Source organism: Streptomyces sp. NBC_01116 (assembly GCF_041435495.1).
Classification (GTDB): domain Bacteria; phylum Actinomycetota; class Actinomycetes; order Streptomycetales; family Streptomycetaceae; genus Streptomyces.
In genome coordinates, this window is the sequence record NZ_CP108644.1 from 5,550,569 (window position 1) to 5,565,334 (window position 14,766).

A 14,766-nucleotide genomic window follows, 5' to 3' on the forward strand; every position below is an offset into this window, starting at 1 on the left:
TCCGGAGGCAACGGGATCGTGCGGCCGGCCGTCCTACTCGACGGGACGCGCGCACAGCGCAGGGCACAGCGCAGGAGGGGGAGCGGTCATGACCGTGGAGAGGGGAGACTGCGCGGCGCCTGCCGGGCGTGCGCGGCAGGGCAACGCCGACTGGCTCACGGGGGCCAGGATCATCGCCGTCCTCGGCGTCTACTACCGGCCCGAGGGCCGGGCGGGCGAGCCGGAGGCCGTCGAGTTCGTTCTCTCGGACGACCAGTCCGTCCTGCTGACCTGCGCCTCCGACCGGACACTGCACGTCACCCCGGGCGCCTGGCCGAGCCTGCCCGACTGGTGCGTACCGGCGAGCCGATGGCAGCACGCCCCGCCCGCCCTGCTCCCGCCGGTGCCCTACGGGGGCGCGTGGACGGTCGTGGGCACCCAGGAGCTGAGGGACTCCGGCGGGGAGGTGCTCCGGGCGGTCATCCGGTGCGAGGAGGGGGATTTCGTGGTGGTCGCCGGAGACACGATGGCGATCCGCTTCGAGCCCGGCCCCTGACCCACGAGTCCGGCCCCTGACCCACGAGCCCGGCCCTCTGGCCCACGAGCCCGGCCCTCTGGCCCACGAGCCCGGCCCCTGGCCCACGAGCCCGGCCCTCTGGCCCACGAGCCCGGCCCCTAAGCGTGCGGCCCCACCGCCACCGGGCCGACCGTCGGTTCCGCCGTCCCCTCCATGATCGCGGCGACCCGCTCCACCTGCTCCCGGAGCGCCCGCAGCGCGGCCGGGGGCAGGGGCTCCAACGGCTCCACCGTCACCGCGATCCGGCGGCCCGAGCGGCGCAGGTGCCAGACGCCTGCCACCACCCCGTCCACCAGCAGCACCGGGAAGTTCCCCGCCTGCCCGCCCGCGAGGGCCCGCTCGTACGCCGCCCCCGGGAACAGCCGCGCGCGGGGCTGGGAGGCGATGGCGAACGCGTCGAAGTACGGGAGCAGGCGCACGCCGCGCACCGGTGAGGCCGGGAAGTCCGTGTCGCCCGCTGCCACCCACGCCGGGCCCTCGTCCGCGAAGGCGACCTCCTCGATGGCCCCCGCCGCCGCCAGGGCGGCGAACCGCTCGGCCGCCCAGGTCTTCGGCGCGGCGAGCCAGCGGGCGAAGTGGGCGGGGGTGGCCGGACCGTACGCGCGCAGGTACCGCTCGATCAGTGCGGCCAGTGCCCCGGGGCCGGGCAGCGGGGTGCACCCGGGGTTGGTGTACGTCGCCTTCCGCCCCCGGTTCGGGGCGTAGGCCAGCGCGCCCCGGTGGCCGGCCAGGTGCAGGACCTGCCGCCAGCGCGGCCACATCGTCCGGAATCCGGGCATCACCAGGTCCCCGGCCCACGGCCCGGTCCGTGCGACGACCTCATCCGAGAGCTCGTCGATCGTGAGCTCCGCCCCGGTCAGCGCGTCCGCGACGGCCGCGACGACCGCCTCCACCTGGTCCGGAGTCATCCGGGCGTCCTTGGGGAAGGGGTTCGTACCCGTCGGCACGGCGGACAGGGCCCCGGTCCACAGGGGCAGGTCGGCGGCGGGCAGCAGGTGGACCGTGCCGCGCGGTCCGAACGTCTTGACCAGGGTCCGGTCGGTCCACAGGGCCGTACGGACGTCCGTGCGGGTCAGTCCGTCCCCGCGCAGCCCCACGGACAGCTCGGCCGCCGACAGCACCTGGGCGTGCGCGCCGAGCATCGCGGCCACCGCCGCGCCGGGGGAGGCGACGGGAGACGCGCCGGCGGCGGCATCCGGGCGGTGGAGGTGCTGGCGGGCCAGCCTCCGGGCGTTCGCCCCGGTCCAGCTCACGGTCGCTGTCGCTGTCGCACGGGATCGTGTCGTCATGCCTCGAACCTAGAGCCCACAGAGGTCAGGTTCCGTCCTGTACCGCCCGGAGGCGTCAAGCCGACGCCGTACCGCGCCCCCTCGATACCGGGGCCTGTACCGGGCCGATGCCAGACCGATCCCGGGCCGATCCAGGGGGCCGTACCGGGGTCGGGACCGGGCGCTCGACCGGCGTCCGCCGCCCTGTCCGGAACGCAGTCCGGCGAATTCGGAGAGTAATGGTGGAGTGGCGCGGCACGCGGCAGCACTTACGAAGGGTTATGGTGGAAACCCCCCCTCGGGCCGGTCCGTATCCCCCCCACGGACCGGCCCGTTTTTTGTGGGCCGATGCCGGCGCTGCCGTGCCGCCCCGGGCGCTCCCGTCCACCTCGCCCGCAAGCCCCGTCGAGCCGGCGTCAGCATTGAGCCGGCGTCAGCGCCGACCCGGCGTCAGCTGCGGCCGGCCCAGATGTTCGTGCCCGCGGTGTCCACGGCGAAGGCGTCGATCTCCTTCAGCTCGTCGGCGGTCAGCGCCGGGCCCGCGAGGGCCGCCACGTTCTCCTCCAGCTGCTTCACGCTCGACGCGCCGATCAGCGCCGAGGTCATCCGGCTGTCCCGCAGCACCCACGCGATGGCGAGCTGGGCGAGCGACTGGCCGCGGCCCCGGGCGATGTCGTCGAGGCCGTTGAGCCGGCGGACGACCTCGTCGGAGAGCAGGCCCGGGTCGAGGGACTTGCCCTGGGTGGCGCGCGAGCCCTCCGGAATGCCCTTCAGGTACTTGTTCGTGAGCAGGCCCTGGGCGAGCGGCACGAAGGAGATGCAGCCCATTCCGGCCGCCTCCAGGGTGTCGAGCAGCCCGTCGTCCTCGATCCAGCGGTTGATCATGGAGTACGAGGGCTGGTGGATCAGCGCCGGCACGCCCATCTCCCTGAGCAGCCCGGCCGCCTCGGCGGTCTGCTCCGCGGTGTACGAGGAGACGCCCACGTACAGCGCCTTGCCCTGCTGGACGGCGGACGCCAGGGCGCCCATCGTCTCCTCCAGCGGGGTGTGCGGGTCGAAGCGGTGCGAGTAGAAGACGTCGACGTAGTCGAGGCCCATCCGCTTCAGGGAGGCGTCGAGCGAGGAGAGCAGGTACTTCCGGGAGCCCCACTCGCCGTACGGGCCGGGGTGCATCAGATAACCGGCCTTGGTAGAAATGACCAGTTCATCACGGTACGGGGTGAAGTCCTGGGCGAAGAGCTTGCCGAAGTTCAGCTCGGCCGAGCCGGGCGGCGGGCCGTAGTTGTTGGCCAGGTCGAAGTGGGTGACCCCGAGATCGAAGGCGCGGCGCAGGATCGCCCGCTGGGAGTCCAGGGCCCGGTCGTCGCCGAAGTTGTGCCACAGGCCCAGCGAGAGGGCGGGGAGCTTGAGGCCGCTGCGCCCGGTCCGGCGGTACTCCATGGAGTCGTAGCGCGAACCGGCGGCGCGGTAGGCGAGGTCGGGGGAGAGGTAATCAGTCACGTTTCATTCCTTATCACGGAGTTGTGACAGACCGGGTTGGGCCCCCGTGACCCGATCGCAGTAATGTGGCGGCTTCGGGGAATGCCGATGTGCGGCGCGGCGAAGGCCCGCGCGGCCGTGCCAGTGGTAGGGGCGCGGACCGCCGAGGGATCGTGCGGGCGGCGCAGACCGTGCAGCGATCCCCTGCGGGGGGACGGCCCCCGGACCCCCGGCGACGGGGAGGGCGGGCCCCGGGCCCGTACGGAACCGAGAGGGTGAACGCAGTGAACTTCCGCGACCTGGTGTACAGGCTCTACGCGCGCCGGGTGGGAGGCCGCCTGGACCACGACCAGGTGCCGAAGCACATCGGGGTCATCCTCGACGGCAACCGGCGCTGGGCCAAGGCGTCCGGCGGCTCGGCCGTGCAGGGCCACCAGGCCGGCGCGGACAAGATCTCCGAGCTGCTCGGCTGGTGCAGCGAGACCGACGTCGAGGTCGTCACCCTCTGGATGCTGTCCACGGACAACTTCGACCGGCCCGAGCACGAGCTGAAGCCGCTGCTCGGCATCATCGAGAACACCGTGCGCAACCTCGCGGCGGACGGGCGCTGGCGCGTCCACCACGTCGGCACGCTCGACCTGCTTCCGCCGGAGACGCAGTCGGTGCTCAAGGAGGCCCAGGAGGCGACCTCCGACATCGACGGGATAATCGTCAATGTCGCGGTCGGCTACGGCGGCCGCCAGGAGATCGCGGACGCGGTGCGCTCCCTGCTCCTGGAGCACTCGGAGAAGGGCACGACCTTCGAGGAGCTGGCCGAGGTCGTCTCCACCGACCTGATCTCCGAGCACCTCTACACGCGGGGCCAGCCCGACCCCGACCTGGTGATCCGGACGAGCGGCGAGCAGCGGCTCTCGGGCTTCATGCTCTGGCAGAGCGCCCACTCGGAGTACTACTTCTGCGAGGTCTTCTGGCCGGCCTTCCGCAAGGTCGACTTCCTCCGGGCGCTGCGCGACTACGCCGCCCGCCACCGCCGCTACGGCGCCTGAGGTGTCCTGAAACACCCCCCTGCCCGCGTTCGCCGATGGCTCCCCTATATAGGGGAGCCATCGCGTATGTCAGGGGGTCACCGCGCGTCCACCGGGACTTCTCCGCACCGTGTCATATGCGGCGGCATGGCTTCGCGCGGAAAAGGGAATACCCCTGTCAGGTCGACGTCCGGTCATCAACCAGGCGGATGTCGCATCCAAGTGAGCGGCACCCAGCCCGCTCGCCCGGGAGGCCCTTTGCACACGAAGGACCGTAGACAGTCTGCGGCCGACGCGGTGGCCGTGGTCCGGCCCGCGCACAGGGGCCCGATCCCGGTCCGTCCTCTCCCTTCGGGAAGCTCCGCGACCGTCCGTCGCACTCCCCGACCTCGTCCGAGGGGGTACGTCCTTCCGTGGTGACCAGCAGCAAGCGCCGCATGCCCGACCGGCGCACATACGTTCTCGACACCAGCGTCCTGCTGGCCGATCCCGGTGCCATGGCCCGCTTCGACGAGCACGAAGTCGTGCTGCCGATCGTGGTGGTCACGGAACTGGAGGCCAAACGGCATCACCCCGAGCTCGGCTACTTCGCCCGGCAGGCCCTGCGGCTGCTGGACGACTTCCGGGTCCGGTACGGCCGGCTGGACGCCCCGATCCCGCTCGGGGATCTGGGCGGGTCGCTCCGTGTCGAGCTCAACCACTCCGATCCCGGCGTCCTGCCCGCCGGCTACCGGTTGGGGGACAACGACTCACGGATCCTCGCGGTCGCACGCAACCTCCAGGCCGAGGGGTACGACGTCACGGTCGTCTCCAAGGACCTGCCGCTCCGTATCAAGGCATCCTCCGTGGGCCTCCTCGCCGAGGAGTACCGCGCGGAGCTCGCCATCACGGACTCCGGCTGGACCGGCATGAGCGAGCTGTCCCTCGCCGGGGAACAGATCGACCTGCTGTTCGCCGAGGAGACGCTGTACGTCCCCGAGGCCGCCGAACTGCCCGTGCACACCGGCCTGGTCCTCCAGTCCGAGCGCGGCAAGGCGCTCGGCCGGGTGACGGCCGAGGGCAACGTACGGCTCGTGCGGGGCGACCGGGAGGCCTTCGGCATCCACGGGCGCAGCGCCGAGCAGCGGATCGCCCTCGACCTCCTCCTCGACGCCGACGTCGGCATCGTGTCGCTGGGCGGCCGGGCCGGCACCGGCAAGTCGGCGCTGGCCCTCTGCGCGGGCCTGGAGGCGGTGCTGGAGCGCCAGCAGCACAAGAAGGTGATGGTCTTCCGCCCGCTGTACGCGGTGGGCGGGCAGGAGCTCGGCTATCTCCCCGGCAGCGAGGCCGAGAAGATGAGCCCCTGGGCGCAGGCGGTCTTCGACACGCTCTCGGCGGTCGCCGGGCGCGAGGTCATCGAGGAGGTGCTCGGCCGCGGGATGCTGGAGATCCTGCCGCTCACCCACATCCGCGGCCGGTCCCTGCACGACGCGTTCGTGATCGTCGACGAGGCCCAGTCGCTCGAACGGAACGTCCTGCTGACCGTGTTGTCCCGGATCGGGGCGAATTCGCGTGTCGTGCTCACCCACGACGTGGCCCAGCGGGACAACCTCCGGGTCGGCCGGTACGACGGAATCGTCGCCGTCGTCGAGAAACTGAAGGGCCATCCGCTGTTCGCCCACGTCACGCTCACGCGGTCGGAGCGTTCGCAGATCGCCGCGCTGGTGACCGAAATGCTGGAGGAAGGCCACATCTGACGCGCATGTCCCTTTGATGCCGCCCGGCGAGCCAAGGAGCCTAGCCGGGCGGCATTGTGCTGCGCCGTCATTTCCGAAAAACGGGAGGGCCAAACGGGGTGTGACCTTTCCCACGCGAGACAGAATTGCCTCCCGGCGCTCCCGTCCGGCAGAGTCTTGCTTCCGTCAGGCCCCGCATACGGCACTTGGGCACCTCCAGAGGCGCCACGCACCACACAACTCAACACGAGACGCCCGTATGCCGCCCGCGAGTACCACGCGGCAGCCCCTCACCGGGGTTGTCCATCGGGCCCGTGCCTCCCGTGACCCACGCAGTAGGGAGGCCAGTGCCAGGGGCACGAACGCGCCCGCGAGGTCACCTAAGCGGGCGATGCTGGAAGGACATCATGTGAGCCGGATCTCGGTCCGGGGGTTCGCCGTGGCATCCGCCACCGCGGTCACCACCGTTGGCGCCGTCGTAGGCGTTGCTGCGGGCGGCACTCCTGCCGTCGACGACAACAACTTCGAGGCGGCCGCAGCCGACACCACGCTGCTCGCAGACATCCCCGCGGGCCAGCAGGCCCAGGTCCAGACCGCTTCGCTGACGCAGCAGGCCGATGCCCAGGCATCCGCCGCCGACGCCGCCGCGAAGAAGTCGGCCGAGGAATCGGCGCGCCTCCAGGCCGCCAAGGACGCCAAGTCCAAGAAGCAGGCCGCCGAGGACCGGGTCGAGGCCGAGCGCAAGGCGGAGCAGCAGAAGAAGAAGGAGAAGGAAGACGCCGAGCGCGCCAGCCGTTCTTCCGTCCGCGACGCCGCCTCGTTCTCCGCACAGGGCTCCTACAGCGTGGCCGACGTCCAGGCGATGGCCCGTCAGATGGTCCCCGCGGACCAGTTCCAGTGCTTCAGCAACATCGTGAACCACGAGTCGACCTGGAACTACCGCGCGACCAACCCGTCCTCCGGGGCGTACGGTCTGATGCAGGCGCTCCCGGGTCACAAGATGTCGTCCGCCGGCGCCGACTGGCAGACCAACCCGGCCACCCAGATCAAGTGGGGCCTCAGCTACATGGACGGCCGTTACGGCAGCCCGTGCGGCGCCTGGTCCTTCTGGCAGGCCAACAACTGGTATTAGGGGGAGCGGGCGAAGTCCACGGACCGCCCTCTCAACCTCGCGAGGCCCCTCACCGTCCGGACGGTGAGGGGCCTCGCGCGTGTACGGTCGCATCCTGGCGGCCCGGGGGCGTGGGGAAACGCCGCGGAGCGCTGGGACGCGAAGATGGGGGAAGGAAAGCAGGCATGTCGAAACTACCGGGCTGGCTGGGCCGCTTCGGCTCCGAACTGACGGAGCTGGGCGCGCGACTGGACGAGCGGCGGGCGCGTGCCGCCGCCGAGGACGATGACCCCCGCGCGGTGCGCGGGGCCCCCGCCGCCCCGGAGGACGACGGCACCGGACAGGTGCCCGCGCCGCCCTCGTACGCTCCCTCGGTCGCCGCCAAGCCGGATCCGGTGGCGGCGATCCCGTGGGGGATGCGGGTCGCCGCCGAGGCCGGCTGGCGTCTCCTCGTCCTGGCGGGGACGCTCTGGGTGCTGATGCGGGTGATCAGCGCGGTCCAGCTCGTGGTGCTGGCCTTCGCCGCCGCGCTGCTCGTCACCGCGATGCTCCAGCCGACCGTGGTCCGGCTCAAGCGGTTCGGGCTGCCCCACGGGCTCGCCACCGCCGTGACCGCCGTCCTCGGGTTCGTCATCATCGGCCTGGTCGGCTGGTTCGTGGTGTGGCAGGTGATGGAGAACCTCGACACGCTCTCCGACCGGGTCCGCGACGGCATCGACGAGTTGAAGCGGTGGGCGCTCGACAGCCCCTTCCACGTCACCGAGTCGCAGATCAACGACATCGCCAAGAACCTCAACGACACCATCGGCACCAACACCGAGGAGATCACCTCCGCCGGGCTCCAGGGCGTCACCGTGATGGTGGAGTTCCTCACCGGGCTGCTGCTGGCGATGTTCTCCACGCTGTTCCTGCTCTACGACGGCCGGCGCATCTGGGAGTGGTCGCTGAAGCTGGTGCCCGCCGCGGCCCGCCCCGGGGTCGCCGGCGCCGGTCCGCGCGCCTGGCGCACCCTGACCGCGTACGTGCGCGGCACGGTGCTCGTCGCCCTGATCGACGCCATCTTCATCGGGTTCGGCCTCTACGTCCTCAACGTGCCGCTCGCGGTGCCGCTGGCCGTCTTCATCTTCCTGTTCGCCTTCATCCCGCTCGTCGGCGCCGTCGTCTCCGGGGCGCTCGCCGTGGTCGTCGCCCTGGTCACCGAGGGGGTGTGGACCGCGCTGTGGGCGCTGGTGGTGGTCCTGGCGGTGCAGCAGATCGAGGGTCACATCCTCCAGCCGTTCATCCTCGGCCGCGCCGTCCGGGTGCATCCGCTCGCGGTGGTCCTCGCGGTGGCGACCGGCGGCCTGGTCGCGGGCATCGGCGGCGCGGTGGTCGCCGTACCGCTGGTCGCCGTGATCAACACGGTGGTCGGCTATCTGCGCTCGTACGGGGAGCCGGGCGAGCGGGGCGGCCACCACGGGGCCACCGCCCTGTCGATGAGCCCGGCGCACGCGGGGCCGGCGCACGCGGGGCCGGCGGACGCGGGGCCGGCCCCGGCGCCACCGGAGCCGCAGGACCCTCAGGGCGAATCCGCGCGGGAGAACAAGCCTCCGCAGGAGTAGGCATACGAAAAGAAGAGCCCCGGGGACGGTCGGTCGTCCTCGGGGCTCTTCTCGTATCAGGGGTGGTGCGGTGTCACTACTCGGCGAGTACGGCCTCGGCGTCGAGGGTCACACCGACCGCCTGGATCACCGAAGCGACCTTGACGGCTTCCTGAATGGTCTCACGGTCCACGCCGGCCTTGCGCAGCACCTGCTCGTGGGAGTCCAGGCACTGGCCACAGCCGTTGATCGCGGAGACGGCGAGCGACCACAGCTCGAAGTCGACCTTCTCCACGCCCGGGTTGCCGATGACGTTCATCCGCAGGCCCGCGCGGAGCGTGCCGTACTCCGGGTCCGACAGCAGGTGCCGGGTCCGGTAGAAGACGTTGTTCATCGCCATGATCGCGGCCGCCGACTTCGCCGCGGTGTACGCCTCGGCGGAGAGGTTGGCCTTCGCCTCGGGCTCCAGCTCGCGCAGCACCTTCGGCGAACGCGAGGCGATCGCGCAGGCCAGCACGGTGCCCCACAGCTGCTGCCGCGGGAGGTCGCTGTTGCCGATGACCGAGCCGAGGTTGAGCTTCAGGTCCTTGGCGAAGTCCGGTATGGCGGACTTCAGTTCGTCGAGAGCCATGTCGGTATCAGCTCACTCGCCCGAGAGGAGCGCGACCGGGTCGAGGGTGTTCTCGCCCTTGGTCCAGTTGCACGGGCACAGCTCGTCGGTCTGCAGGGCGTCGAGGACCCGCAGGACCTCCTTGGGGTTACGGCCCACGGAACCGGCGGTCACCATCGTGAACTGGATCTCGTTGTTCTGGTCGACGATGAAGACGGCGCGCTGGGCGAAGCCGTCCTCGCCCTCGATGCCGAGGTCACGCATGAGCTCGTGCTTCGAGTCGGCCAGCATCGGGAAGGGCAGGTCGGTCAGGTCCGGGTGGTCCTTGCGCCAGGCGTGGTGCACGAACTCGGAGTCACCGGAGAAGCCGAGGACCTGGGCGTCGCGGTCCAGGAACTCCTCGTTCAGCTTGCCGAAGGCGGCGATCTCGGTGGGGCACACGAAGGTGAAGTCCTTCGGCCACGCGAAGACGATCTTCCACTTGCCCTCGTAGGTCTTGTGGTTGATCTGCTCGAACTCCTTGCCGCTCTCCAGCGAGACACAAGCAGTCAGGTCGAACTCGGGGAACTTGTCACCGACAGTGAGCACGCGCTCTCCTTGCAACGTCTGGAATTCCCCTTTTGGGGGCGTTCCTGAGGGTTGGACGAGTTCCACCTTGGCACAGAGTGCATTGATCGCGGAAATAGCTACACTCGGTCGAGATGATCGGAGGTGCCTATCAGTGGGCCAGGGTAATCAGGGCATACGCCCCAAGCAGTCCGGTAGGTCGGCCGCCAAACAGCCCAGCCTGTCGCAGCTGCGCGCCTTCACGGCCGTGGCGGAGCATCTGCACTTCCGGGACGCCGCGGCAGCAATCGGGATGAGTCAGCCCGCACTCTCCGGAGCGGTGTCCACCCTGGAGGAGGCACTGGGTGTCCAGCTCATCGAGCGTACGACGCGCAAGGTGCTGCTCTCGCCCGCGGGGGAGCGGCTCGCGGTGCGGGCCGGGGCGGTGCTGGAGGCCGTCGCCGCGCTGATGGAGGAGGCGGAGGCGGTCCGGGCCCCGTTCACCGGAGTGCTCCGGCTCGGCGTGATCCCGACCGTCGCCCCGTATCTGCTGCCCACCGTGCTCCGCCTCGTCCACGAGCGGTACGTGGACCTCGACCTCCAGGTCCACGAGGAACAGACCTCCTCGCTGCTGGAGGGTCTCGCCGCCGGGCGGCTCGACCTGCTCCTGCTCGCCGTGCCGCTCGGGGTGCCGGGCGTCACCGAGATCCCGCTCTTCGACGAGGACTTCGTGCTGGTCATGGAGCAGGACCACTGGCTCGGCGGCCGGGTGGACATCCCGCGCGACGCGCTGCGCGAACTGCCGCTGCTGCTCCTGGACGAGGGGCACTGCCTGCGCGACCAGGCGCTGGACATCTGCCGCGAGGCGGGCCGCACCGAGGGCGCCCCGGTGACCACGACCGCCGCCGGGCTCTCCACCCTGGTGCAGTTGGTGGCCGGCGGGCTCGGGGTGACGCTGCTGCCCCGGACCGCGGTGACGGTGGAGACCGGCCGCAACGAGGCGCTGGCCACCGGATACTTCGCGGACCCGGCACCCACCCGGCGGGTGGCGCTGGCGATGCGGACCGGGTCGGCGCGGGGCGGCGAGTTCGAGGAGTTCGCGGCCGCCCTGCGCGAGGCGATGCGGCCGCTGCCGGTGCGGCTGGTGGCGGAGGGCCCGTAGAGCGCGCCGCCCTCGCGCGGAACGCGGACCGGGGCCCCTGTTCCCAGGGGCCCCGGCTCTACGCGGGTCGTGCGGGTCTCACTCGGTGCGCAGTCCGTCCGGGCGCATCATGCGCCACAGCGGCGGCAGCGACAACAGGGTGACCAGCAGGATCAGCGCGCCCCCGACCCCCGTCACCGGCCAGAACAGCCACCAGTCGGAGACCTCCTTCTCGATCAGGTGGACGAGCGTCGCCCCGAGGCCCAGACCGCCCGCGACCGCCACCACCAGACCGAGCACCACCGGCACGGCCGTCTGCCACAGCACCGACCAGCCGAGCGTGGAGCGCCGGGTGCCGAAGGCCACCAGCACCGACAACAGCCGCTTGCGCTCACGCAACTGCTCCAGCTGGGAGACCAGCATCGACAGGGCGATCAGCAGCAGCACCGCGCTCGCGCCCACCTGGAGCCCGGTCTGGATGCTGGCGTACTGGCGGTCGCGTTCCACCGAGTCGATCGTGACGAAGCGCATCCCCGGGTCGATCCTGGCCGCCGTGTTGCGTACGTACTCGGCGACGTCCGGCACACTCCGGTCGACCCGGATCTGGGTGGTGATCGTCGCCCCGGGCAGCTTGTCCGCGTCGACCGCGCCGATCGTGGCCATGATCCCCCAGTGGGGGTCGCCCATCGGGTCGGTGCGGCCCGTCACGGTCCGGGAGCCGGCGGGCAGCGTCCACCGCAGGGGCTTCTCCCCGGAGCCGATCTCGACCACCTCGCCCTTGCGTGCGGTCTCGTCGACCCAGGCGGTCATGTCCTTGTCGTTCTCCGGGTGGACGACGAAGGTGTCGCCGTCCTCGCAGGCGCCGATCCGGGCCAGCTCGCGCAGGGTCTCGCAGGTGCCGACGGTCAGGGAGGTGGTGGGCTGGACCTCGTCCTCGGCGTACGTGCCGGGCTTGGACGCGTACGCCTCCACCGAGCCGATGACCACCTCCACGCCCGTGGTCGCGCGGAACTGCTCGATGGCCGCGGTGGCCCCCTCGCCCGTGACGTTCTCGGAGTACCCGGCGAACTGGGCCCGGAGGGGGTCCGCGCCCGTCATCCGGTTGAAGTCGGCGTTCATCGAGGCGAACATCATCTGGAGGGCGATCGCCCCCGCCACCGCCACGGTGACCCCGCTGACCGCGCGGGACGCGGCCCCGCTGCTCAACTGGAGCCTGCGGGTCGCGAGCTGCCACGGCACCGGGCCGCCGCGCAGCCGGTTCACACAGGCCTCGACCAGCCAGGGCAGCAGCAGGGCGAGCCCGAACAGCACCAGCACGGCGCCCGCGGTGATCGGGAACGGGTTCACCGGGGCGTACTCCTCGACCCGGCCCCAGAGCGCGAGCACCACGAGACCCGCCAGCGGCACCGGCAGCCGCCACCACAGGCGGCGTCCCCGCTCACGTCCCCGGCGCACGACGCCGAGCGGCTCGATCACCACGGACCGCATCGCCACCAGGGTGACCAGGACGGCCGTCAGCGGCACGGCCACCGCGATCAGCGACGCCAGCCGGAGGTCCGGCGCCAGGTCGGCCGGGAACGCGCTGACGTCCCAGATCTCCACCGCGCCGACGAACTGCCGGCCCACCAGGAAGAACACCAGGCCGAACAGCAGCCCGAGCAGCGCGCCGAACAGCGCCTCCCCGGCGGCGATCCGCCGGGTCGTCCGGATGTCCGCGCCGACCAGGCGCAGCGCGGCCAGCCGCCGGTCGCGCCGGTCGCCGCCGAAGCGCACGGCGGTGGCGATGAAGATCGCGACCGGCGCCAGCAGCACGACGCAGACCATGATGACGAGCACGATCAGCAGGGGCGGGAGGGGGATGCCCTGGCGGTCGTCCCCGTACGCGGCGATCCGGTGGCCGCCGTTGGCCGGCGTCAGGGCGTCGCTGCCCGCGTAGTAGAGGAGTTCACCGGGGGAGAGCAGCCCGGCATCGCCGACCGTGCCGGTGATCCTGTACGGGAGCCGATCCCGCAGCAGCTCGTTGCCCGGCTCGTCGAGCAGCTCCCGCAGTGCGGGGGAGACGACCATCGTGTCCGGCGCGGGGAAGCGCTCGACCCCCGGCGGGAGGACGGGCGTCGAGCCGTCGGGGCGCATCAGATAGCCCGCGACGGTCCGGTCGTGGTACTCGGTGGACGTATCGATCCGCAGCACCGAGCTGTCCGACTTCGGGGCGTTCGCGTCGGAGAACGCGGAGATCCGGGACTCGCTGCGGGCCTGCTCGCGCGCGCTCCGCTCGTCGAGCAGATGCGGTACGGAGGAGGCGAGCAGCAGCAGCGCGACGCCGAGGCCGACGCCGACGGCGGTCAGCAGCGTACGGATCCAGCCCTCGCGGCCGCCTGCGGCGGCGAACCGGATGCCGAGGCCGAGGTCGCGGAGGGTCACCGCGCCCCGCGCGGGCGCTGGCGGACGCGGCGGTGCCACGGCCTGCTTCTCTTCGAGCAGCGTCATACGGCGTGCTCCATGTCGCGGGCCCGGCCGTCGCGCACGGTGATGTCACGGTCGGAGTAGGCGGCGACGCGGGCCTCGTGGGTCACCAGGACCACGGCGACGTTGGCGGAGCGGGCGGCCTCGGTGAGCAGCTCCATCACCCGCTCGCCGTTGAGGGAGTCCAGCGCACCGGTCGGCTCGTCGGCGAAGATCACCTTCGGCGACCCCGCCAGCGCACGGGCCACGGCGACCCGCTGGCCCTGCCCGCCGGAGACCTCGCCGGGGCGCTTGGCCCCGAGGTCGTCGACCTCCAGGCGCTCCATCCACTCCAGGGCGGTGCGCTCGGCGGCCTTGCGCTTGACGCCGCTCAGCCGCAGCGGCAGCGCGACGTTCTCCACACAGGTCAGCTCCGGGACGAGCTGGCCGAACTGGAAGACGAAGCCGAAGTCGCTGCGCCGCAGGGCGCTGCGCTCGGCGTCCGACATCGCGGACAGCTCGCGGCCCGCGTAGGTGATGGTGCCGGAGTCGGGCGTGATGATCCCGGCCAGGCAGTGCAGCAGCGTCGACTTGCCGGAGCCGGAGGGGCCCATCACGGCGACGACCTCGCCGGGGTGCACGGAGAACGACGCGCCGTCCAGGGCGGGTGTCGAGCCGTAGGTCTTGCGCAGATCGTTCGCGGCGAGAAGGGAGCCTTCGGGAATCACGGAGCCACCACCTTGGCGAGCTGCCCGAGACGGGCAGAGGTCAGTTCCAGCCAGCGCAGATCGGCTTCCAGGTGGAACAGGGCGTGGTCGCAGATCAGTTGGTCGGCGAGGTCGCCCTTGCGCTTGCGGTCGGTGAGCACGCGCATCATCCGCAGGTGCGCCGAGCGCTGGGTGTCCAGCAGATCGGCCGCGCTGCGACCGGTCAGGAGCGCCAGGACGACCTTGGTGTAGAGCGTCGACTGGAGGTAGGGCTCCGGCTTCTCCGGCTGGGCCAGCCAGTGCGAGACATCGGTGATCCCGGCGTCGGTGATGGCGTACCGCTTGCGCTCGGGTCCTCCTTCGCTCTCGACGCCGTCGACCTCGACGAGCCCGTTCTTCAGGAGCCGGGACATCGTCGAGTAGACCTGGCCGTAGTGGAGCGGGCGGTCCTGGCCGAACTTCTCGTCGAAGGTCCGCTTCAGGTCGTAGCCGTGTCGGGGGCCGGACTCCAGGAGCCCGAGGAGGGTGTGACCGATAGACATGAGCAGCACTGTACACGGTGTGTATACCTGCCGTGTATACACGT

General features: G+C 71.5%; 13 protein-coding genes. 6 read left to right on the plus strand and 7 right to left on the minus strand.

Annotated features, from left to right (window positions below):
* Nucleotides 1–88: 88 nt before the first annotated feature.
* Nucleotides 89–535, plus strand: coding sequence for a hypothetical protein (locus OG245_RS24575; RefSeq protein WP_371625610.1), 447 nt, complete (start codon nucleotides 89–91; stop codon nucleotides 533–535).
* A gap of 119 nt (nucleotides 536–654) precedes the next feature.
* Here OG245_RS24575 and OG245_RS24580 read toward each other — a convergent pair whose 3' ends face one another.
* Together OG245_RS24580 and mgrA are read right to left on the minus strand one after the other, a co-directional pair.
* Complete coding sequence (locus tag OG245_RS24580; protein ID WP_371625611.1) at nucleotides 655–1,845, minus strand: winged helix DNA-binding domain-containing protein; 1,191 nt, start codon at nucleotides 1,843–1,845, stop codon at nucleotides 655–657.
* A 429-nt stretch (nucleotides 1,846–2,274) separates the two neighbouring features.
* On the minus strand, nucleotides 2,275–3,324 hold the full coding sequence (gene mgrA / locus OG245_RS24585; RefSeq protein WP_371625612.1) for an L-glyceraldehyde 3-phosphate reductase: 1,050 nt from the start codon (nucleotides 3,322–3,324) through the stop codon (nucleotides 2,275–2,277).
* Nucleotides 3,325–3,587: 263 nt separating this feature from the next.
* On the opposite strand from mgrA, the gene OG245_RS24590 reads away from it, so the two are divergent.
* The 4 genes from OG245_RS24590 (at nucleotide 3,588) to OG245_RS24605 (ending at nucleotide 8,755) form a co-directional block, all read left to right on the plus strand.
* Nucleotides 3,588–4,349, plus strand: a complete 762-nt coding sequence (locus OG245_RS24590) for an isoprenyl transferase (protein WP_073741104.1) — start codon at nucleotides 3,588–3,590, stop codon at nucleotides 4,347–4,349.
* Nucleotides 4,350–4,741: 392 nt separating this feature from the next.
* The gene (locus OG245_RS24595; RefSeq protein WP_371625613.1) at nucleotides 4,742–6,064 is read left to right on the plus strand and encodes a PhoH family protein; all 1,323 of its coding nucleotides are present in this window, start codon (nucleotides 4,742–4,744) and stop codon (nucleotides 6,062–6,064) included.
* 388 nt (nucleotides 6,065–6,452) lie between these two features.
* The gene (locus OG245_RS24600; protein WP_371625614.1) at nucleotides 6,453–7,175 is read left to right on the plus strand and encodes a transglycosylase SLT domain-containing protein; all 723 of its coding nucleotides are present in this window, start codon (nucleotides 6,453–6,455) and stop codon (nucleotides 7,173–7,175) included.
* Nucleotides 7,176–7,339: 164 nt separating this feature from the next.
* Nucleotides 7,340–8,755, plus strand: coding sequence for an AI-2E family transporter (locus OG245_RS24605; RefSeq protein ID WP_371625615.1), 1,416 nt, complete (start codon nucleotides 7,340–7,342; stop codon nucleotides 8,753–8,755).
* 76 nt (nucleotides 8,756–8,831) lie between these two features.
* Here the strand turns inward: OG245_RS24605 and OG245_RS24610 are convergent, their stop codons facing one another.
* Nucleotides 8,832–9,365: an alkyl hydroperoxide reductase gene (locus tag OG245_RS24610; RefSeq protein WP_371625616.1), complete on the minus strand. Its 534-nt coding sequence runs from the start codon at nucleotides 9,363–9,365 to the stop codon at nucleotides 8,832–8,834.
* 12 nt (nucleotides 9,366–9,377) lie between these two features.
* On the minus strand, nucleotides 9,378–9,932 hold the full coding sequence (locus tag OG245_RS24615) for a peroxiredoxin (protein ID WP_073957802.1): 555 nt from the start codon (nucleotides 9,930–9,932) through the stop codon (nucleotides 9,378–9,380).
* Between the two features lie 133 nt (nucleotides 9,933–10,065).
* Between OG245_RS24615 and OG245_RS24620 the strand changes: the two genes are divergently transcribed.
* On the plus strand, nucleotides 10,066–11,052 hold the full coding sequence (locus OG245_RS24620) for a LysR substrate-binding domain-containing protein (RefSeq protein WP_371625617.1): 987 nt from the start codon (nucleotides 10,066–10,068) through the stop codon (nucleotides 11,050–11,052).
* Nucleotides 11,053–11,130: 78 nt separating this feature from the next.
* On the opposite strand, the gene OG245_RS24625 is transcribed toward OG245_RS24620, so the two are convergent.
* Genes OG245_RS24625 through OG245_RS24635 form a run of 3 tightly spaced genes read right to left on the minus strand, consistent with a single transcriptional unit; the run spans nucleotide 11,131 to nucleotide 14,722 of the window.
* Nucleotides 11,131–13,518, minus strand: a complete 2,388-nt coding sequence (locus OG245_RS24625) for an FtsX-like permease family protein (RefSeq protein WP_371625618.1) — start codon at nucleotides 13,516–13,518, stop codon at nucleotides 11,131–11,133.
* Nucleotides 13,515–14,201, minus strand: coding sequence for an ABC transporter ATP-binding protein (locus OG245_RS24630; RefSeq protein ID WP_371625619.1), 687 nt, complete (start codon nucleotides 14,199–14,201; stop codon nucleotides 13,515–13,517). The genes OG245_RS24625 and OG245_RS24630 overlap by 4 nt, the downstream gene beginning before the upstream one ends.
* Nucleotides 14,198–14,722: a PadR family transcriptional regulator gene (locus OG245_RS24635; RefSeq protein WP_371625620.1), complete on the minus strand. Its 525-nt coding sequence runs from the start codon at nucleotides 14,720–14,722 to the stop codon at nucleotides 14,198–14,200. The genes OG245_RS24630 and OG245_RS24635 overlap by 4 nt, the downstream gene beginning before the upstream one ends.
* Nucleotides 14,723–14,766 lie beyond the last annotated feature (44 nt).

Coding starts and splice junctions, on each gene's coding strand:
- OG245_RS24605 (WP_371625615.1), top strand. CDS start 7,340: ATGTCGAAACTACCGGGCTGGCTGGGCCGCTTCGGCTCCGAACTGACG.
- OG245_RS24635 (WP_371625620.1), bottom strand. CDS start 14,722: ATGTCTATCGGTCACACCCTCCTCGGGCTCCTGGAGTCCGGCCCCCGA.
- OG245_RS24575 (WP_371625610.1), top strand. CDS start 89: ATGACCGTGGAGAGGGGAGACTGCGCGGCGCCTGCCGGGCGTGCGCGG.
- OG245_RS24610 (WP_371625616.1), bottom strand. CDS start 9,365: ATGGCTCTCGACGAACTGAAGTCCGCCATACCGGACTTCGCCAAGGAC.
- OG245_RS24580 (WP_371625611.1), bottom strand. CDS start 1,845: ATGACGACACGATCCCGTGCGACAGCGACAGCGACCGTGAGCTGGACC.
- OG245_RS24625 (WP_371625618.1), bottom strand. CDS start 13,518: ATGACGCTGCTCGAAGAGAAGCAGGCCGTGGCACCGCCGCGTCCGCCA.